The organism is Jongsikchunia kroppenstedtii DSM 45133 (assembly GCF_000380485.1).
In the GTDB taxonomy this organism is placed as follows: Bacteria; Actinomycetota; Actinomycetes; order Mycobacteriales; family Mycobacteriaceae; genus Jongsikchunia; species Jongsikchunia kroppenstedtii.
Genome location: NZ_AQYG01000047.1, coordinates 127270 through 146670, shown reverse-complemented (window position 1 = coordinate 146670; position 19401 = coordinate 127270). Strand labels below are relative to the sequence as shown.

Sequence of the window (19401 nt, the reverse complement as noted above, 5' to 3'; positions counted from 1 at the left end):
CTGCCCCGAATCGGACGCCTCAGAGGAGACTCCTAAGGTGAGGGCATGAAGTCGTGGAACACGCCGGAGCCCGTCGCATTGCCCGGAACCGGACCGCAGCTGCGGCTGTTCGACACCGCCGACCGACAGGTGGTTCCCGTGAGTCCGGGGAGCACCGCGACGATGTACGTCTGCGGCATCACCCCCTATGACGCCGCGCACCTCGGCCATGCGGCCACCTACGTGACGTTCGACCTGATCAACCGGGTGTGGCGGGATCTCGGCCACGACGTGCACTACGTGCAGAACATCACCGACGTCGACGATCCGCTGTTCGAGCGGGCCGAACGCGACGGCGTCGACTGGGTGGATTTGGGCAACCGCGAGATCGAGTTGTTCCGCGACGACATGTCGGCGCTGGGCGTCCTACCGCCGCGCGACTACATCGGCGCGGTCGAGTCGGTGGACGAGGTCATCGAGGTCGTCGAGAAGCTGCTGACATCGGGCGCGGCGTATCAGCTCGAGTACGACGAGTACCGGGACGTCTATTACCGGATCGACGCGACCAAGCAGTTCGGCTATGAATCGGGATACGACGCGGAGACGATGGCGACGTTCTTCGCCGAGCGTGGCGGCGATCCGCAGCGGCCGGGCAAGCGCAACCCCCTCGACGCGCTGCTGTGGCGCGCGGCCCGGCCGGGCGAGCCCTCCTGGGACGCGCCGTTCGGATCGGGGCGTCCGGGCTGGCATATCGAGTGCGCCGCGATCGCGCTGAACCGCATCGGCGCGGGTTTCGACGTTCAGGGCGGCGGCAGCGACCTGATCTTCCCGCATCACGAGTTCTCGGCGGCTCACGGCGAGGCGCTGACCGGCGTGCGCCGATTCGCCAACCACTACGTGCACACCGGGATGATCGGGCTGAACGGCGAGAAGATGTCCAAGAGCCTGGGCAACCTGGTGTTCGTGCACAAGCTGCGCGACCAGGGCGTCGACCCCGCGGCCGTCCGGCTGGGCCTGATCGCCGACCACTACCGCACCGATCGGACCTGGTCCGATCAGGTTCTCGACGACGCTCGAAATCGGCTGTCGCGCTGGGCGACTGCGACCGCGGTGCCCGCCGGGCCGGACGCGGCGCCGACGATCGAGCGGGTGCGTCAGCACCTCGCCGACGACCTGGATACGCCGAAGGCGTTGGTCGCGATCGACGCCTGGGCGGCTGACGCGACGCGGGGGATCGGTCATGACGCCGAGGCGCCAGGACAGATCGCCGCCACGGTCGACGCGTTGCTGGGCGTCCGGATCCCGACTTCCCAGTAGGATCTGCCCGTGGCCAGCACCCAGGAGATCGACGTCGACACCGCCGAGGGCGTGTGGACGGTCGTCACCCGCACCTCGACCTATCTGCTCGACTTCGATGAGATGACGCTGTTGCGTGCGCCGGGCGTGGGCAGCAGCGAGGACGAGAACTGGGCGGTGAGCGAGCTGCGGCGCGACTCCGAGGACATTCCGCTGCTCGGCGTGAAGTCGTGCCGGGTCGGGGAGTCGGCGCAGTTCTGGGTGCGTGCGGCCGACGATCCGGACGTGCGTACCTGGCGGATCACCACGCCGGTCGTGTCGATCGAGCGGATCAGCTGACCCGGGCCATTCAGCCCGGTCCTTCCGACCCGCCGCGTCGCCGCAGATAGCGCTCGAAATCGGCGGCCAGCGCGTCGCCGTCGATCTTGCGCATCGTGTCCTCGACGTTGTCCTCGGCGTCCCCGCGCTCTTCGAGTCCGCGCACGTAGTCGGCCATTTCTTCGTCCTCGGACGTCATCTCGGTGACCGTTCGCTCCCACTCCTCGGCAGCCGCGCTCAGCTCGCCGACCGGCACCTCGACGTCGAGCACCTCCTCGACCTGTGCCAACAGCGCCGCGGTCGCCTTCGGATTGGGCGCAGCGGTCACGTAGTGGGGAACGGCGGCCCAGAACGAGACCGCCGGAATGCCGGCCTGGACGCAGGCGTCCTGCAGGACGCCGGTGATCCCGGTCGGACCCTCGTACCGGCTCTCGTTCACCTTGTACTTGGCCGCCGATTCGGCGCTGTACGCCGATCCGGTGACCGGCACCGGGCGGGTATGTGCGGTGTCGGCCAGCAAAGCGCCCAGCGTCACCACCGTCTGCACCTCGAATCGCATTGCCAGTTGCAGGATTTCGTCGCAGAACGAGCGCCAGCGCAGGTTCGGCTCGATGCCGCGCAGCAGGATCACATCGCGATCCGAGCCCGGCGGGCGGCAGTAGGAGAAGGCGCTCGTGGGCCAGTCGATGCGCCGCGTGATGCCGTCGATCTGCTTCACCGACGGCCGATTCACCTGGTAGTCGTAGTAGTCGTCGGAATCGATCGCCGCCAGCGGCTGCGCGTCCCAGATCAACGCCAGATGCTCGACCGCGGTGGAAGCGGCATCGGCGGCGTCGTTCCACCCCTCGAAAGCCGCGATCAGCACCGGTTCCCGCAGCACCGGCTGGGGTGTCTGAGAGTCGGTGCTTCCAGCGTCTTCGCGATCGGTTCCATCCACGATTTCAGGGTAGTGCTCTCGGTCGACCACCGGCCGCTTTCTCCGCCGCGCGGCCGACAACTACCCTGGTGACCATGGCATCTCCCCGTTACGACTCGCGGTTCTTCGATGCGCTGACCGAGCGCGTCCTGATCGGCGACGGCGCGATGGGCACGATGTTGCAGGCAGCCGATCTGACGTTGGACGATTTCAACAATCTGGAGGGCTGCAACGAGATTCTCAACGTCACGCGGCCGGACGTGCTGCGCAACATCCACCGCGCCTATTTCGAGGCCGGTGCCGACGCGGTGGAGACCAACACCTTCGGCTGCAACCTGTCGAACCTCGGCGACTACGACATCGCCGACCGGATTCGCCAACTGTCGCTGCGCGGCACCGAGTTGGCGCGTGAGGTCGCGGACGAGATGGGCCCTGGCGCCGATGGCATTCCGCGGTTCGTTCTCGGCTCGATCGGGCCAGGCACCAAGCTGCCCACGCTGGGTCACACCACTTTCGATGTGATCCGGGACGCATATCAGGAATGCGCCGAAGGCATGCTCGACGGCGGCGCAGATGCGATTCTCATTGAGACCAGCCAGGATTTGTTGCAGGTCAAGGCGGCGGTGCTCGGCAGCCGGGCGGCGATGGAGAAGCTCGGCCGGGCGATCCCGATCATCACGCATGTCTCGGTCGAGACCACCGGCACCATGCTGCTGGGGTCGGAGATCGGCGCAGCGTTGACCGCGCTGGAGCCGCTCGGCGTCGACATGATCGGGCTCAACTGCTCAACCGGTCCGGATGAGATGAGCGAGCACCTGCGCTACCTGTCCAAGCACGCTCGGATCCCGGTGTCGGTGATGCCGAACGCCGGTCTGCCGGTCCTCGGGCCGAACGGGGCGGTGTACCCACTCGAGCCGGAGGGCATGGCGTCAGCGCTTGCCGGCTTCGTCCAGGAGTTCGGCCTGTCATTCGTCGGCGGCTGCTGCGGCTCGACGCCCGAACACATCCGGCAGACCGCGGCTGCGGTTCGCGAGGTCACCAAGAAATCGCGTTCGCCGGAACATGTTTCGGAGATCGGCTCGCTGTACTCGGCGGTCCCCTTCGACCAGGAGGCCAGCTTCCTGGTGATCGGGGAGCGGACGAACTCGAACGGCTCCAAGGCATTTCGTGAGGCGATGATCGCCGAGGACTACCAGAAGTGCCTCGACATCGCCAAGGAGCAGACCCGCGATGGCGCGCACATGCTCGATCTCAACGTCGACTACGTCGGCCGCGACGGCGCTTACGACATGGCCGCGCTGGCGAGCCGGTTCGCGACCGCATCGACGCTGCCGATCATGCTCGACTCCACCGAACCCGCTGTGCTGCAGGCAGGCCTGGAACACCTGGGCGGCCGCTGCGCGGTCAACTCGGTGAACTACGAGGACGGTGACGGTCCGGATTCGCGGTTCCAGAGGATCATGCGGCTGGTCAAGCGGCACGGCGCGGCGGTCGTCGCGTTGACCATCGATGAGGAGGGCCAGGCCCGTACCGCCGAGTGGAAGGTGCGCATCGCCGAGCGGCTGATCACCGACATCACCGAGAACTGGGGGCTCGCGGAAGAGGACATCATCATCGATGCCCTCACCTTCCCGATCTCCACCGGTCAGGAGGAGGTGCGCCGCGACGGCATCGAGACGATCGAGGCGATTCGTCAGCTCAAGGCGGCCCATCCGGACATCCATTTCACCCTTGGTGTGTCGAACATCTCGTTCGGCCTGAACCCTGCCGCGCGGCAGGTGCTCAACTCGGTGTTCCTACACGAGTGCGTGCAGGCCGGCATGGACACCGCGATCGTGCACGCGTCGAAGATCCTGCCGATCGCCCGGATCCCGGACGAGCAGCGCGAGGTCGCGCTCGATCTGGTGTACGACCGCCGTCGCGAGGGCTATGACCCGCTCCAGCGGCTGATGGAGCTCTTCGAAGGGGTGTCGGCCGCCTCGGCACGCGAGTCGCGCGCCCAGGAGCTGGCCAAGCTGCCGCTGTTCGAGCGGCTCGAACGCCGCATCGTCGACGGCGAGCGGGGCGGTCTGGAGGAAGACCTCAACGCGGCGATGACCGAGAAGCCGCCGCTGGCGATCATCAACGAGACCCTGCTGTCCGGCATGAAGACGGTCGGCGAGCTGTTCGGCTCCGGTCAGATGCAGCTGCCGTTCGTGCTGCAGTCGGCCGAGGTGATGAAAGCCGCTGTGGCGCACCTGGAACCGCATATGGATGCCACCGACGAAGCCGGCAAGGGCCGCATCGTGCTGGCCACGGTCAAGGGCGATGTCCACGACATCGGCAAGAACCTGGTCGACATCATCCTGTCCAACAACGGCTACGAGGTCGTCAATATCGGTATCAAGCAACCGATTTCGACGATCCTCGAGGTCGCCGAAGACAAGAAGGTCGATGTCATCGGCATGTCCGGGCTGCTGGTCAAGTCGACGGTGGTGATGAAGGAGAACCTCGAGGAGATGAACTCCCGGGGGCTGGATCGCTATCCGGTGCTGCTCGGCGGGGCGGCGCTGACCCGTGCCTATGTCGAGAACGACCTGTCGGAGACGTACCAGGGCGACGTGCATTACGCGCGCGACGCGTTCGAGGGCCTGCGCCTGATGGACGACATCATGAGTCTCAAGCGCGGCGAGGGGCCCGACCCGGATAGCCCGGAGGCCATCGCGGCCCGCGAGAAGGCCGCCGAACGCAAAGCACGGCACGAACGTTCGCGTCGCATCGCCGAAAAGCGCAAGGCCGAGCAGGAGCCCGTCGTGGTGCCCGAGCGGTCCGATGTGGCGGTCGACGTGCCCCTGCCGACGCCGCCGTTCTGGGGTTCGCGCATCGTCAAGGGCGTGGCTGTCTCGGAGTACCAGGGTCTGCTCGACGAGCGGGCGCTGTTCCTCGGCCAATGGGGACTGCGCGGCACTCGCGGCGGTGACGGCCCCGACTACGACGAGCTGGTCGAGTCCGAGGGCCGCCCGCGGCTGCGGTACTGGATCGATCGGCTCAAGACCGAGGGCATCCTGGATCATGCCGCCGTGGTCTACGGATACTTCCCGGCGGTCAGTGAGGGCGACGTCGTCCATGTGCTCACCGAGCCGAAACCCGATGCACCGGTGCGGTTCTCGTTCGAGTTCCCGCGCCAGCAGCGGTCGCGGTTCCTGTGCATCGCGGACTTCATCCGGTCGCGTGCGGACGCGATCGAGTCCGGGCAGGTCGACGTGCTGCCGTTCCAGTTGGTCACGATGGGGCAGCCGATCGCCGACTTCGCCAACAAGCTGTTCGCCGACGACTCATACCGGGACTACTTGGAGGTGCACGGCATCGGCGTGCAGCTCACCGAGGCGTTCGCCGAGTACTGGCACCAGCGAGTGCGATCCGAATTGCGGTTCGGCGGCAGTGATACCGGGGATTGGGCGATGTCGGACGAGGACCCGGAGTCGGCACAAGACTTCTTCGATCTGAAGTACCGCGGTGCGCGCTATTCATTCGGTTACGGCGCCTGCCCGGACCTCGAAGACCGCGCCAAGATGATCGAGCTGCTCGAGCCCGAACGCATCGGCGTGACATTGAGCGAGGAGTTGCAGCTGCATCCCGAGCAGTCGACCGACGCGTTCGTGCTGCATCACCCCGAGGCCAAGTACTTCAACGTCTGACGGAGGTCGACGGTCGGCCCGGCCGCGTCGTCAGTAGCTGATGCTGAGGCACCACGCGAAACTAAGTAATTGGTGCTGTCGGCGTCGGTTCGACAGGATGTAGGCCGTGCAACCGAAGCGAACTGTCCGCGCCGCCGGGGCCGGAGCGACGAGTCTGCCCGGGGCGATCTTCTGGGACATGGACGGCACGCTGGTCGACACCGAACCACTGTGGGATATCGCGCTGGAGCGCTGGACCGCGCGCATCGGCACGACGATGACGCCTGAACTGCGCGAGTCGACGATGGGCAACTCCCTGCCGAATGCGCTGCGCAAGGTATATGCAGCCGCGGGCATCCCGGTCGACCAGCAGGATCGCGACGGTGACGCGCGGTGGCTGCACGATGCGATGGCCGAACAGTTCGCCGCCGGCATCCCGTGGTGTCCGGGCGCCGAGGAGACGCTCGATCGTATTGGTGCACTGGGTATCCCGATGCTCCTGGTCACCAACACCGAACGTGAACTGGCCGACGTCGCGCTGCGGGTGATCGGACTCGATCGATTCACCACGACCGTCTGCGGCGACGAGGTGCCGGAGGGCAAGCCCGAACCCGATATCTACCTGCGCGCGGCCGAGCTGGTCGGCCTGGAGCCGTCGAGGGCCCTGGCCATCGAGGACTCGCCGACCGGGGTCGCGGCGGCGACGGCGGCGGGCTGCCCGACGCTGGTGGTGTCCGGCCGTGACGGCGGGGTCCGGCCCGGAAATCTGCGGACCTTCCGCGATGGTGTCGCGAGCTTGACGGCGGCGGAGATCGGCTCTGCCTGGGCAGCCGAGATGGTCCCCGCCCAGGCATGGGAGACTGGTCAGTCGTGAAAACGTTCGAGGAGCTCTTCGCCGAGCTGACCGACAAGGCCGAGACCCGTCCCGAAGGCAGCGGCACGGTCGCCGCGCTGGATTCGGGCATCCATACGCTCGGCAAGAAGATCATCGAAGAGGCGGGCGAGGTGTGGCTCGCCGCCGAGCACGAGTCGGACGAGTCGCTCGGCGAGGAAGTGTCGCAGCTGCTCTATTGGCTGCAGGTGCTGCTGATCAAGCGGGGCCTGACGCTGTCCGACGTCTACCGCTACCTGTGAGGACTGAATAGATGTTGCGTGTCGCCGTTCCCAACAAGGGTTCGCTGTCCGAGTCCGCGCAGGAGGTGCTGCGGGAGGCGGGATACCGCCGTCGTGCCGACGCCAAGGATCTGACGGTCCTCGACACCGCCAACGGTGTCGAGTTCTTCTTCCTGCGCCCCAAGGACATCGCGATCTACGTCGGGTCGGGTGAACTCGACCTCGGCATCACCGGCCGCGACCTGGCGATGGATTCCGGCGCACCGGTCGCCGAACAGCTCGCACTGGGCTTCGGAGCGTCCACCTTCCGCTACGCCGGCCCCGCCGACCAGGCCTGGGCCGTCGAGGATCTCGCCGATAAGCGGATCGCGACGTCGTACCCGAATCTCGTGCTCAATGATCTGGCCGCGCGCGGCATCGAGGCGGAGATCATCCGTCTCGACGGCGCCGTCGAAATCTCCATCCAGCTCGGCCTAGCCGACGCCATCGCCGACGTCGTCGGTTCGGGCCGGACACTGCGCCAGCACGGACTCGCCGCGTTCGGCGACGTGCTCTGCAAGTCCGAGGGGGTGCTGGTGTCGCGCGCCGATTCCCGTGGCGAGTCGGTCGATCTGAGCGCCGAGGCGCGGGGCCTGATCGCGCGCATGCAGGGTGTCGTGCGCGGTCAGCAGTACGTGATGCTCGACTACGACTGCCCGCGCGAATTGATCGACGCGGCAAGCGCTTTGACGCCCGGGCTGGAGTCGCCGACGATCATGTCGCTGGCCGACGAGAAATGGGTGGCGATCCGCGCCATGGTGCTGCGCAGCGAGCACCAGCGGCTGATGGATGAGCTCTCCAGACTCGGTGCCAAGGCGATCTTCGCGATGGATATCCGCAGCTGCCGCTTCTGACCCTGATCTGTTGACGGCGGATTGTCCGGGATTTCCCGGATCCGCAGCGGCTCTTCCCGTGGCACGCTGTCGATCATGAGCAATCCTTATGACCGACTGAGCCGGGCGGGTGGCCGCCGTGTGTCGCCCGCCGATTGGCCGCGCGACCCGGCGGCGGCCGGTCACCTGCAGTGGATGGTGGCAGCGGGTCTCGGCACCGTGCTGATCACGCGGGCTTATCTGGCCGCCACCGGATACCCACAGGTCGGCAGTGGATCGCTGCATATCGCGCACGCACTTTGGGGTGGTCTGCTGCTGCTTGCCGGCCTGCTCGGCGCTCTGGCGTTCGTCGGCAATCGGTCGCACCGCGTCGCCGCGGTGGTGGGTGGCGTCGGCCTCGGCCTGTTCGTGGATGAGGTCGGCAAATTCGTCACGCAGACGAACAACTACTTCTTCCGGCCGGCGGCAGCCATCATCTACGCGCTCTTCGTCGTGCTGGCGCTGTTGGTCGCGACCGTCCGCTCCGCGCGCCAGCGAACTCCGGCCGCCCGGCGCTCGGCTGCCGCGAGTATCGCCGCTGCCGGGCTGTCCGACGGCCTGACCCCTCGGCAGCGTGACAACGTCGACACCCTGCTGACCGGGGATGACGATCCCGTTGCCGATGCCATTCGTCAGCTTGCGGCTGTCGCACCGATTCGACAGCCGTCCAACGGTTTTGGGCAGCGGTGCCTACCGGTGGTCCACTGGTTGGGCCGCCTGCTGCGACGAGACCGTGTGGTCATCGGCGTGCTGATGCTCTTCGTTCTTTCCCGGATGGTCGTTGCGGTCGTTTTCTGGGCGGACGCGGCGCCGGTCCTTGCCGGACATGGCGCCGGACCGGGGCACGATGACGGGGCGCTGGTCGCCGGAGCGATCACCCGGACCGCCGAGGCGATACTGGCGGTCGTCGGAGCGCTGTGCTGGAGCCGCCGACGGGATCTCGCGATCTGGGCGTTCGGCGCGGCGCTCGCGGTTGACCTGCTGGTCAGTCAGCTCTTCAACTTCACCGACAGCCAGTTCGTCGCCATTACCGAGTTGCCGTTCCTGATCGTCGTGCTCGCCGTGGTCTCGGCCCAGGCGGTCGATCGGCGGCCTGTACGAGTGCCGATCAGGACAGGACCGGCCCGCCCTGGTTGGCGGCGGTGGGCTCGGGTGGCGGATCGGCGATGTAGTCGCCACGGATCAGCGAGTCGGTTGCCTGCCGCCACCGCCCGAGTTGCTCAGGTGCGTGTAGCTCGCGTCATTGTTCTTGCGGAACAACTGATCTCCGACGCGCGCCAGCCCGGGAGCCGATTCACCGGCGAACCGCCGGTACCACGCCGGCATCGACCATCGCGACTGCCCGGTGAGCAGGTCGACCGCGCGATAGTCGAACTGCAGCAGCATCTCGGCGGGGGACACCAGGCGCCGTTCCGAGTTCTCCACGACGATCATGTTGTCGTGGAAGGCGACGATCATGCCGCCGCCATCCGATCGCGGTGGTAGCGGTTGCCGGGTGGTCAGGTCGAATGACTGGGTATGGGCGGGCTTCTCGCCGCCGGCGGTCTGCACCGTGAGGAACCGACCCACGCAGCTGGAAACCAGGGTCTCGTTCGTCGTGAACGCCAGTGGCGCCGTCCACGACAGCTGGCTCGTGTCCGGGTCGAGAATGCCGATCGAGCCCGGGCGATACACGATTGCCGTCGGGCAGCCGGCCGCGGCATTGGTAGCCCCGTACCGGGTGGTCAACGACCATCCGGGCAGGTGCGACACCGGCCTGCCGGATGCGTCGTACGTATCCACTCCGGCTGATGCCCGTGCGGGATCGGCTTGGGGCTGCACGGCGTATCCGTCCGAATAGGCGGCAGCGATCGGCTCGCCGTGGCCGACGGTGGTCGTCAGCACCCGCCGATCGGCGTTGCGGATGACCGCCAGATTGAACCCTTGCTGGTATCGATGTTCATACGCATCGGTCATCGGACGTCGCTCGATACGGAACGCCGGCGGCGCGGCCGGCGGCGGGGCGATGGTCGCGCCGGTTCGGGCGCTCAGCCAGACGTACTGCGGCGGCCGGGACCCGCCGTCGCCGATCCGGCAGACGACGTCGCCGCGCACCTCGCAGTTGTCGAAACGGCTCGTGCGGCGCCATTTCTCACGACCCGATTCCGTATCCAGTGCGGCGATCCGGTCGGCGGTGCCGAATACCGTGATGTCGGCCGAGGCGCCGAAGGCGTACAGGTACGGCGTGCCGAGGCCGAGCGCGGTCGCCGATGTCGACCAACCGGGGACCGGTTGCCGCGTGAGATCGACGCCGACCTCGTAGTCGGCGAGGGGCCGATACTTCGTGTACTCATGGCCCGGCGCCGGCTCGAGGCGGAGCACCACCACGGCGCTACCGACGAGCACTACTACCGCCGTCAGCCATGCCGTGGCCCACAGTCGGGGCCGGGTGTGCGCGGTGATCGATGGCATGGCGGCTCAGTTGCGTTGCAGCAGCAGCGTTTGCGCAGTCGTGGCGACTGGTCCGCCGACATCGCAGATCTCGGCCTCGGTCGCGCCGACACCGGCGGGCCCGACGCGGACTTCGGCGCTGATACCGACCCAATCGCCGACCGGTGGTCGATAGAAATGCACCGTGGTATCGGTGTTCATGAAGGTCCAGTCGCGGGCCTGCAGCCGCGCGCCCAGTCCGTTGGCGACGTCGATGACCGTGAGGAAGGTCTGCAAGGGGGTCGACCGCTCTCCGGCGACCAGCGGCACCGTCGGGCGCAGCCAGGCGCGTGTCGGGTCGCCCGGAAGATAACTGTGGGGCTGCGGCACGACGGCATGCTCGAGGGTGGAGACGAACCCGATATGCGCCCACTGCGCCAATTCCGGTCCGGCCGACTGCAATCCGTGTTCCTGCTGCAGGCCGGCGGGGTCGGGCAGCGCGACCACGCCGGCGTAGCGCTCGACGTCGCTGGTGTCCGAACCGTTCAGCAACCATGCCGTGGCGCGGGCCGCCGTGCGGAATTCGCCGGACGGCCCGAGACATTCCAGTTCGGCGACCAGCTGCGCGATCTGCCGGCCAGGACGCAGCACGGAGGCGCGAACCCGGTTCTCACCCAATGCGATCGGGCCGAGGATGTCGATGGTGATGCGTGAGAAGACCATACTCGCCATGCCGTTCGCGGCCGCGAAACGCTCGAGCGTGCGGCTGAGCAGGCCGCTCGGCGGGCCGCCGTGCTGCAATTCGGGGGACCAGACACTCACGGTCGCCTCGGTGGCGGTGAGGTATTCGTACTCATCGTCGACACGCAGCGGCAGGTAGTAGCCGGTCATCGGACCTCTTCCGGTTCTTCGGGCGTCGCTTTCTGTTCGGGCCAGCCCGGGTACTCCGGGATGGTGCCGCCCCACTCGGGGCAGTGCGCCTTGTGGTCGCACCAGGCGCAGAGCCGGCTCTTCTTGGGCCGAAAGTCGCCGGTCCGGCCAGCGGTCCGGATCGCCGTCCACATGGCCGTCAGGGTGCGGCCGAAACGTTCCAGTTCGGCCTCATCGGGTTCGTACACCAGGTTCTGGCCGTCCGCGAGATACATCAGCTGCAGCCGGGCCGGCACCGTGCCGCGCAGGCGCAGGATGGCCAGCGCGTAGAACTTCATTTGGAACAGGGCCCGCGCCTCGAACAACTCGCTGGGCATCCGCCCGGTCTTGTAGTCGACGACGCGGATCGCCCCGGACGGCGCCACGTCGAGCCGGTCGACGAAGCCGCGCAACAGGACGCCGTCGGCGAGTTCGACCTCGACATGCAATTCGCAGGATTCCGGCGTGAACCGGGTCGGGTCTTCCATCGTGTAGTACGTGGCGATCAGCCGGCGGGCCTCGGTTAGAAACCCCTCGACGTCCGCGTCGGGCACGAGCTCGTGCAGCTCGGGCTGACGCTCGCAGATGGCGCCCCACGCACCGTCGACCAGGTCGGCGGCCGACTCCGGGACGCGCAGCTCGGGCGGCAACTCGAACAGCGTTTCCAGCGCCGAGTGCACGACCGTGCCGCGGACCTGCGCGGTGGTCGGCGGTTCGGGCAGTCGGTCGATCGCGCGGAATCGGTAGAGCAGCGGACACTGCTTGTAGTCGGCCGCCCGGGACGGGGAGAGAGCGGGCGCGCGGGGGCCGCTGCTGCCGGCGGTGTCCGGCTGGTCGTCGATCAGGGTGGTCACACCCCGAAGCGTAGGCGGCGGTCACGACAAGATTCGTTGCACGCGCCGCCCGTGCCGCACAATGTTTCGCATGTCCAACCCCTTCACAGTGGGCGATCGGGTGCAGCTCACCGATTCCAAGGCCCGCAAGTTCACCGTGGTCCTGCAGCCCGGCGGACAGTTCCACACGCACCGCGGCGCGATCGCGCATGACGATCTGATCGGGAGCGACGAGGGCACCGTGGTGACCGCGACCAGCGGCACCGCCTACCTGGCGCTGCGGCCGTTGCTGGTGGACTACGTGTTGTCGATGCCGCGCGGCGCGGCGGTGATCTATCCGAAGGATGCGGCGCAGATCGTCGTCGAGGGCGACGTGTTCCCCGGCGCGACGGTGTTGGAGGCCGGGGCCGGGTCGGGCGCGCTGACCTGTGCGCTGCTGCGGGCCGTCGGCCCGGAAGGCAAGGTCGTCTCCTACGAGGTCCGCGACGATCACGCCGAACATGCGGTCCGCAACGTGGACACCTTCTTCGGTGAGCGCCCGCCCAACTGGGATCTGACGATCGGCGACCTCGCGGATTCGGAGCTCGCGGACGACTCGGTCGACCGCGTCGTCCTGGACATGCTCGCGCCGTGGGAGACGCTGGAGACGGTGGCCCGGGTGATCAAGCCGGGGGGAGTGCTGATCACCTACGTCGCGACCGTCACGCAGCTGTCCAAGATCGTCGAGACCATCCGTGAGCAGGGCTGCTGGACCGAGCCGCGCAGCTGGGAGTCGATGGTCCGTGACTGGCATGTCGTCGGCCTGGCGGTGCGTCCGTCGCACAAGATGCAGGGCCACACGGCGTTCCTGGTGAGCGCGCGGCGTCTCGCGGACGGCACGGTCGCACCCCGGCCGCAGCGCCGGCCGTCGAAGGGCTGAGCGGCGGTCGAACCGGGAGGTCGGCGCGCCGAACGGACTATTGACTCGACTCGCCCGGTAGCGTGGTAGCTACACCCATTGATCAGCCCACTGATCACGGGGGCGATTGCAGAGGAGTCGTCATGACGTCTTCCACGACACCGGGATCGACCGGTCCGGAATCGGGCGGCGCTCGCCCGCGCACAGAGTCGGCATCCGCTGCCGATCTCGCCGAGCGGGTCGAAACGCTCACCGCGCGTAACACGAAGCTGCTCGACACGCTCAAGGACGCGCGCGAACAGCTGGTTGCGCTGCGCGAAGAGGTGGACCGGCTCGGTCAGCCGCCGAGCGGTTATGGCGTGCTGCTCGCGGTGCACGACGACGACACCGCGGACGTCTTCACCTCCGGCCGGAAGATGCGGCTCACCTGCTCGCCGAATATCGAGACCGAGTTGCTGCACCGCGGCCAGACGGTCCGCCTCAACGAGGCGCTGACGATCGTAGAGGCCGGCGACTTCGACTCGGTCGGCGAGATCTCGACGCTGCGCGAGGTCCTCGACGGGGGCCATCGGGCGCTCGTCGTCGGTCATGCCGACGAGGAGCGGGTGGTCTGGCTGTCGGATCCGCTGGTCGACGGCGAGGACGTGGGCGGCGACGACAAGCGCACGCTGCGCCCCGGCGACTCGCTGCTGGTCGACACGAAGGCCGGCTTCGCCTTCGAGCGCATCCCCAAGGCCGAGGTCGAGGACCTGGTCCTGGAAGAGGTGCCGGATGTCGGCTACGAGGACATTGGCGGCCTGGGCCGGCAGATCGAGCAGATCCGCGACGCGGTCGAGCTGCCGTTCCTGCACAAGGACCTGTTCCGCGACTACGACCTGCGTCCGCCGAAGGGCGTGCTGCTCTACGGCCCGCCCGGATGCGGCAAGACGCTGATCGCCAAGGCGGTCGCGAACTCGCTGGCCAAGAAGATCGCGGAGGTGCGGGGCAACGACGCGCGCGAGGCGAAGTCGTACTTCCTCAACATCAAGGGCCCCGAGCTGCTGAACAAGTTCGTCGGCGAGACCGAGCGGCATATCCGGCTGATCTTCCAGCGGGCGCGCGAGAAGGCGTCCGAGGGCACGCCGGTGATCGTCTTCTTCGACGAGATGGACTCGATCTTCCGTACGCGTGGCTCCGGCGTCTCCTCCGACGTCGAGACCACCGTGGTGCCGCAGCTGCTGAGCGAGATCGACGGCGTCGAGGGCCTGGAGAACGTGATCGTGATCGGCGCGTCCAACCGCGAGGACATGATCGATCCAGCGATCCTGCGGCCGGGCCGCTTGGACGTCAAGATCAAGATCGAGCGGCCGGACGCGGAGTCGGCGCAGGACATCTTCTCCAAGTACCTGACCGACGCGCTGCCGATCCATGCGGACGATCTGGCGGAGTTCGGCGACGACCACAGCGCCTGCATCAAGGCGATGATCCAGAAGGTCGTCGAGCGGATGTACTCCGAGACCGAGGACAACCGGTTCCTGGAGGTGACCTACGCCAACGGCGACAAGGAGGTCATGTACTTCAAGGACTTCAACTCGGGCGCGATGATCCAGAACGTCGTCGACCGGGCGAAGAAGTACGCGATCAAGTCGCAGTTGGAGACCGGTGCACCGGGTCTGCGGATCCAGCATCTGTTCGACTCGATCCTCGACGAGTTCGCCGAGAACGAGGATCTGCCGAACACCACCAACCCGGACGACTGGGCACGGATCTCCGGCAAGAAGGGCGAGCGGATCGTCTACATCCGCACGCTGGTCACCGGCAAGAGCGCGGGTGCCAGCCGGGCGATCGACACCGAGACGAACACCGGCCAGTACCTGTAGCCCGACCAGTCGACAGCGCCGCCGGTTGAGGCCGGTGTCCGGGAGTTTCGCCGCTATTGTTGCCGGTGATGAACTCCTCAGTGATGCCGACGCTCACGGTGGCGGTGAACGGTGTGCCGCAGAACGTTCCGTTCGGTCCGCGGGTCACGATCGGCCGGACGCCCGACAACGATGTCGTGATCGCGCAGCCGCAGGTGTCGCGGCACCATCTGGTGCTGGAACTGCGTGGCGGCGTGTGGCATGCCGTCGACGCCGGCAGCACCAACGGCTTCTTCGTGGGCGGTCAGCGGGTGCGCGGCTATCCCATCCGCGGCCCGCTGGCGCTGCGTCTCGGTGACCCGGTCAACGGGCCGGTGGTCGAGGTCGGCGTGGTCGCGCCGGCAGTCCCGCCTCAGGCCCCACCGTCTCGGCCGACACCGCCGCGTGTGAATCCCGCCGTTCTCTCGGCGCCGCCATCACGGCCGCAGCCCGCTCAGCGCCCGCCGACCGGCCGCCTCATCCAGCCGATCGGTGTCCGACAGTTCACCCTCCCCGCGGGCGGCGCCGATCTGCCGCATCTGCAGGCGATGCGCCAGAATCTGTCCGCGGTCTATCAGGTCGCCGCGCCCGAGGCCGGTCCCGCGACCCCCGCCCCGCCGCCGGTACGGGACTCGATCTCCGTGTCGGCGGCGTCGGCAATGCGGATCGGCCGCACGCCGGACAACGACATAGTCATCCCCGACGTGCTCGCGTCCCGGCACCACGCCCAGGTGACCCGGACCGGGAGCGCAGCGGGCGGGACCGACTCGGCGCAGTCCGGTGTGGTTCTGGTGATCGAGGACCTGCGCAGCAGCAATGGCACGTTCGTCAACGGTCGACGCATCACGCGCCAGCAGCTGTCCGACGGTGACGTGGTGACGATCGGCAACTCCGACCTCGTCGTCGCCGGTGGCACCCTGGTGCGCGGCCAAGAGAAGGAGATCGTCGCCGGCGGCGTCAACGTCTACGGCGTCAGCCTCACCGTCGACAACAAGAAACTGCTGAACGACGTCGACTTCGCGGCCGGTCCCGGCAGCCTGACCGCGATCATTGGACCCTCGGGTGCGGGCAAATCGACGATGTCCCGGGTGATCTCGGGAACCTCGGCGCCCACCGAAGGGGCGGTGACCTTCGAGGGCCGCGATGTGCACGCCGACTACCAGGCGCTGCGCACCAGGATCGGCATGGTGCCGCAGGACGATGTCCTGCACGGTCGCCTCACCCTGCAGCAGGCGTTGCGGTACGCGGCGCAGCTGCGGCTGCCGCCGGACATGAGCCGTGTCGATCGTGACGCGGTCATCGACGGTGTTCTCGCGGAACTGCAACTGACAGAACACAAGTCGACTCGCGTCGACAAACTCTCCGGCGGCCAGCGCAAGCGCGCGTCGGTGGCCATGGAGCTGCTGACCGGCCCGTCGTTGCTGCTGCTGGACGAACCGACGTCCGGTCTCGACCCGGCCCTCGACCGGCAGGTGATGCAGACACTGCGCAGGCTCGCGGACGCCGGACGTGTGGTGATCGTCGTGACGCACTCGGTGTCGTACCTGTCGATGTGCGATCAGGTGCTGATGCTGGCCCCGGGCGGCAAGACTGCCTTCTGCGGGCCGCCCGATCAGGTGAAAGCGGCTCTGGGAACCGATGATTGGGCCGAGATCTTCGCCTATGCCGCGGCCCAGCCGGACCAGGCGTGGGAGCGGCACCGCAGCCGCAGTCGGCGTCAGCCGCCGCCGCAGCCCAGCGCGATCCCGCCGGAGCGGGCGCGGCCCAAGCAGGCCAGCTTCGTCCGGCAGACCGCGACGGTCGCCCGGCGGCAGAGCCGGTTGATCTTCGCGGACAAGGGCTACCTCGGATTCCTGCTCGCGCTGCCCGTCGTGATCGGCCTGCTGTCGTTGGCCATCCCCGGCAAGGTCGGGCTGCGGGTGGAACGTCAACTGACCGACCCGATGAGCACGCAGACCCTGCAGATCCTCGTCGTCCTGGTGGTCGGCGTGGTGTTCATGGGATCGGCCCTGACGGTGCGTGATCTGGTCGGCGAGCGGGCCATCTTCCATCGGGAGCGGGCGGTCGGGTTGCGGCCCGGCGCGTATCTGCTGGCGAAGCTGCTGGTGTTCGGTGTCGCGCTGGTCGTGCAGATCGTCATCCTGATGGCGGTGACTTACGCCGGGCAGGGAACTCCGCCGAGCAAGGGCGTGCTGCTGCCGAGCATCATCGAACTGCCGCTGGATCTGGTGTTCGTCGGCATGGTCGGGGTGCTGTTGGGACTGCTGATCTCGGCGATGGTGCGTACCAGTGAGCAGACGATGCCGCCGCTGGTCGTGATCGTGATGGTGCAGCTGGTGATGTGCGGCGGCATGTTCGGTCTGCACGGTCGGGCCGGGGTCGAGCAGTTCGCCTGGTTCATCCCGTCGCGGTGGGGATACGCGGCCGCCGCCTCGACAATCGACGTCAAGAGCTACATGACATCCGTCGCGCTGGTCACCAAGGAACCGTTGTGGAAGCACGAGGCCTCGGCGATCGGCCTGGCGTGGGGCGTGCTGGCCCTGATGGCGATCATGTTGTGGTTCCTGGTGTATCGCCGGCTGCGGCTCAAGGCCCCGCGCCGGTAGCGGGGCAGGCCGGAGGCCACGTGGTTCTCGTCGGTCCGTACGCTCGGTGACATGCAGCGGATCATCGGAACCGAGGTCGAGTACGGCATTTCCGCACCGGGAGACCCCGGGGCCAACCCGATCATGACCTCGACACAGGCGGTACTCGCGTATGCCGCCGCCGCCAGCGTCCCGCGCGCCAAGCGCACCCGCTGGGACTACGAGGTCGAGTCACCGATGCGCGACGCGCGGGGTTTCGATCTGGGCCGCACCACCGGGCCGGCGCCGATCATCGACGCCGACGAAATCGGCGCTGCCAACATGATTCTCACCAACGGGGCGCGGCTCTACGTCGACCATGCGCACCCGGAGTACTCGGCACCGGAGGTCGCCGACCCGTTCGACGCCGTCGTCTGGGACAAGGCCGGCGAGCGGGTGATGGAGGCGGCGGCGCGGTATGTCGGCAGCGTGCCGGGGGCGCCGAAACTGCAGCTGTACAAGAACAACATCGATGGCAAGGGCGCCTCGTATGGCACGCATGAGAACTATCTGGTCGACCGGCAGACGCCGTTCAACGACCTGATCGTCGGGCTGACGCCGTTCTTCGTGACGCGGCAGGTCTTCTGCGGCTCGGGCCGGGTCGGCATCGGGCAGTCGGGCGACGAGGCGGGTTTCCAGCTGAGCCAGCGCGCCGACTACATCGAGGTAGAGGTGGGTCTGGAGACCACCCTCAAGCGCGGCATCATCAACACTCGCGACGAGCCGCACGCCGACCCGGACCGCTATCGCCGGCTGCATGTCATCATCGGCGACGCGAATCTGGCCGAGACCGCAACATATCTGAAGGTCGGCACGACGGCGCTGGTGCTCGACCTGGTCGAGGCCGGTATCGACCTGTCCGATCTGGAGCTGGCCCGGCCGGTCACCGCCGTGCACACCATCAGCCACGATCCGACGCTGACGGCCGTGGTCGCGCTGGCCGACGGGCGCGAGCTGACGGGCCTTGCGCTGCAGCGGATCTATCACGAGCGCTGCGCGAAATTCGTTGCCGCGCATCACCCGGAGGACACCCGCGCCCAGCATGTGCTGGACACCTGGATCGACATCCTCGACAAGCTCGAGCGCGATCCGTCCGAGTGCGCGGATCTGCTGGACTGGCCGGCGAAGCTGCGGCTGCTGGAAGGATTCCGCAATCGCGAGGGGCTCAGCTGGTCGGCGCCGCGGCTGCAGCTCGTCGACCTGCAGTATTCCGACGTGCGGCTGGACAAGGGCCTCTACAACCGCCTCGTCGCCCGCGGATCGATGCTGCGCATGACGACCGAGCAGCAGGTGTTGGATGCCGTGACGACCCCGCCGAGCGACACCCGTGCCTACTTCCGCGGCGAATGCCTGCGCCGCTTCGGTGCCGACATCGCGGCGGCCAGCTGGGACTCGGTGATCTTCGACCTGGGAGGCGAATCGCTGGTGCGGATCCCGACCCTGGAGCCGCTGCGGGGGAGTCGGGCCCACGTCGGGGAGCTGTTGGATTCCGTGGATTCGGCCGCCGAACTGGTCGATCAGCTGACCACCTGACGATTCGGCCCGACATGTCCGGGCTTTGCGAAACTTCGCCTCAGCTGTGCAGATCGTCAGTCGCGCTGGCTGCGGGCGTGCCACACCGCCCGCAATGCACCTGCGGCGACGGTGGTGACCGGTAGTGTT

At 67.7% G+C, this 19401-nt stretch carries 15 protein-coding genes; 10 read left to right on the top strand and 5 right to left on the bottom strand.

Features of this window, described 5'->3' with window-relative positions; genetic code table 11:
• Nucleotides 1-45 precede the first annotated feature (45 nt).
• Together mshC and G341_RS0111670 are read left to right on the top strand one after the other, a co-directional pair.
• Complete coding sequence (gene mshC / locus G341_RS0111675) at nt 46-1296, top strand: cysteine--1-D-myo-inosityl 2-amino-2-deoxy-alpha-D-glucopyranoside ligase (protein WP_018179328.1); 1251 nt, start codon at nt 46-48, stop codon at nt 1294-1296.
• A 9-nt stretch (nt 1297-1305) separates the two neighbouring features.
• The gene (locus tag G341_RS0111670; RefSeq protein ID WP_018179327.1) at nt 1306-1614 is read left to right on the top strand and encodes a hypothetical protein; all 309 of its coding nucleotides are present in this window, start codon (nt 1306-1308) and stop codon (nt 1612-1614) included.
• Between the two features lie 10 nt (nt 1615-1624).
• Here G341_RS0111670 and G341_RS0111665 read toward each other — a convergent pair whose 3' ends face one another.
• Nucleotides 1625-2530, bottom strand: a complete 906-nt coding sequence (locus tag G341_RS0111665) for a PAC2 family protein (protein ID WP_051092771.1) — start codon at nt 2528-2530, stop codon at nt 1625-1627.
• 74 nt (nt 2531-2604) lie between these two features.
• Between G341_RS0111665 and metH the strand changes: the two genes are divergently transcribed.
• From metH to hisG, 4 genes are all read left to right on the top strand, one after another.
• Complete coding sequence (gene metH, locus G341_RS0111660; protein ID WP_018179325.1) at nt 2605-6186, top strand: methionine synthase; 3582 nt, start codon at nt 2605-2607, stop codon at nt 6184-6186.
• 106 nt (nt 6187-6292) lie between these two features.
• Nucleotides 6293-7039 carry an HAD family hydrolase gene (locus tag G341_RS21855; RefSeq protein ID WP_018179324.1) on the top strand — a complete coding sequence of 249 codons (747 nt, stop codon included), beginning with the start codon at nt 6293-6295 and terminating at the stop codon, nt 7037-7039.
• Entirely contained in the window at nt 7036-7299 is a 264-nt protein-coding gene (locus tag G341_RS0111650) for a phosphoribosyl-ATP diphosphatase (RefSeq protein WP_018179323.1), read from the top strand. Before G341_RS21855 ends, G341_RS0111650 begins: the two co-directional genes overlap by 4 nt.
• Nucleotides 7300-7310: 11 nt before the next feature.
• Complete coding sequence (hisG, locus tag G341_RS0111645) at nt 7311-8171, top strand: ATP phosphoribosyltransferase (RefSeq protein ID WP_018179322.1); 861 nt, start codon at nt 7311-7313, stop codon at nt 8169-8171.
• Nucleotides 8172-8879: 708 nt separating this feature from the next.
• Here hisG and G341_RS0111640 read toward each other — a convergent pair.
• From G341_RS0111640 to G341_RS0111625, 4 genes are read right to left on the bottom strand one after another with little or no spacing between them, the layout of a single operon-like run.
• Nucleotides 8880-9368, bottom strand: a complete 489-nt coding sequence (locus G341_RS0111640) for a hypothetical protein (protein ID WP_018179321.1) — start codon at nt 9366-9368, stop codon at nt 8880-8882.
• A gap of 3 nt (nt 9369-9371) precedes the next feature.
• Nucleotides 9372-10640 (bottom strand): hypothetical protein, encoded by a 1269-nt coding sequence (locus G341_RS0111635; RefSeq protein WP_018179320.1) that lies wholly within the window; start codon nt 10638-10640, stop codon nt 9372-9374.
• 6 nt (nt 10641-10646) lie between these two features.
• On the bottom strand, nt 10647-11489 hold the full coding sequence (locus G341_RS0111630; RefSeq protein ID WP_018179319.1) for a thioesterase family protein: 843 nt from the start codon (nt 11487-11489) through the stop codon (nt 10647-10649).
• Nucleotides 11486-12361, bottom strand: a complete 876-nt coding sequence (locus G341_RS0111625; RefSeq protein WP_018179318.1) for a RecB family exonuclease — start codon at nt 12359-12361, stop codon at nt 11486-11488. Before G341_RS0111625 ends, G341_RS0111630 begins: the two co-directional genes overlap by 4 nt.
• Before the next feature lie 61 nt (nt 12362-12422).
• Here G341_RS0111625 and G341_RS0111620 point away from each other — a divergent pair, with 61 nt between their 5' ends.
• The 4 genes from G341_RS0111620 to dop all read left to right on the top strand — a co-directional run bounded on the left by G341_RS0111620 (nt 12423) and on the right by dop (nt 19272).
• A complete protein-coding gene (locus G341_RS0111620) occupies nt 12423-13259 on the top strand; it encodes a tRNA (adenine-N1)-methyltransferase (RefSeq protein ID WP_018179317.1) in 837 nt (278 codons plus the stop codon).
• A 122-nt stretch (nt 13260-13381) separates the two neighbouring features.
• Entirely contained in the window at nt 13382-15097 is a 1716-nt protein-coding gene (gene arc, locus G341_RS0111615) for a proteasome ATPase (protein WP_018179316.1), read from the top strand.
• 68 nt (nt 15098-15165) lie between these two features.
• On the top strand, nt 15166-17721 hold the full coding sequence (locus G341_RS0111610; RefSeq protein WP_155826933.1) for an FHA domain-containing protein: 2556 nt from the start codon (nt 15166-15168) through the stop codon (nt 17719-17721).
• Between the two features lie 51 nt (nt 17722-17772).
• Complete coding sequence (gene dop / locus G341_RS0111605; protein WP_018179314.1) at nt 17773-19272, top strand: depupylase/deamidase Dop; 1500 nt, start codon at nt 17773-17775, stop codon at nt 19270-19272.
• Nucleotides 19273-19401 lie beyond the last annotated feature (129 nt).

Excerpts from the sequence above, each read along its gene's own strand:
- mshC (WP_018179328.1), top strand. The coding sequence starts at position 46 with ATGAAGTCGTGGAACACGCCGGAGCCCGTCGCATTGCCCGGAACCGGA.
- metH (WP_018179325.1), top strand. The coding sequence starts at position 2,605 with ATGGCATCTCCCCGTTACGACTCGCGGTTCTTCGATGCGCTGACCGAG.
- hisG (WP_018179322.1), top strand. The coding sequence starts at position 7,311 with ATGTTGCGTGTCGCCGTTCCCAACAAGGGTTCGCTGTCCGAGTCCGCG.
- G341_RS0111635 (WP_018179320.1), bottom strand. The coding sequence starts at position 10,640 with ATGCCATCGATCACCGCGCACACCCGGCCCCGACTGTGGGCCACGGCA.
- G341_RS0111630 (WP_018179319.1), bottom strand. The coding sequence starts at position 11,489 with ATGACCGGCTACTACCTGCCGCTGCGTGTCGACGATGAGTACGAATAC.
- G341_RS0111620 (WP_018179317.1), top strand. The coding sequence starts at position 12,423 with ATGTTTCGCATGTCCAACCCCTTCACAGTGGGCGATCGGGTGCAGCTC.
- arc (WP_018179316.1), top strand. The coding sequence starts at position 13,382 with ATGACGTCTTCCACGACACCGGGATCGACCGGTCCGGAATCGGGCGGC.
- G341_RS0111610 (WP_155826933.1), top strand. The coding sequence starts at position 15,166 with ATGAACTCCTCAGTGATGCCGACGCTCACGGTGGCGGTGAACGGTGTG.
- dop (WP_018179314.1), top strand. The coding sequence starts at position 17,773 with ATGCAGCGGATCATCGGAACCGAGGTCGAGTACGGCATTTCCGCACCG.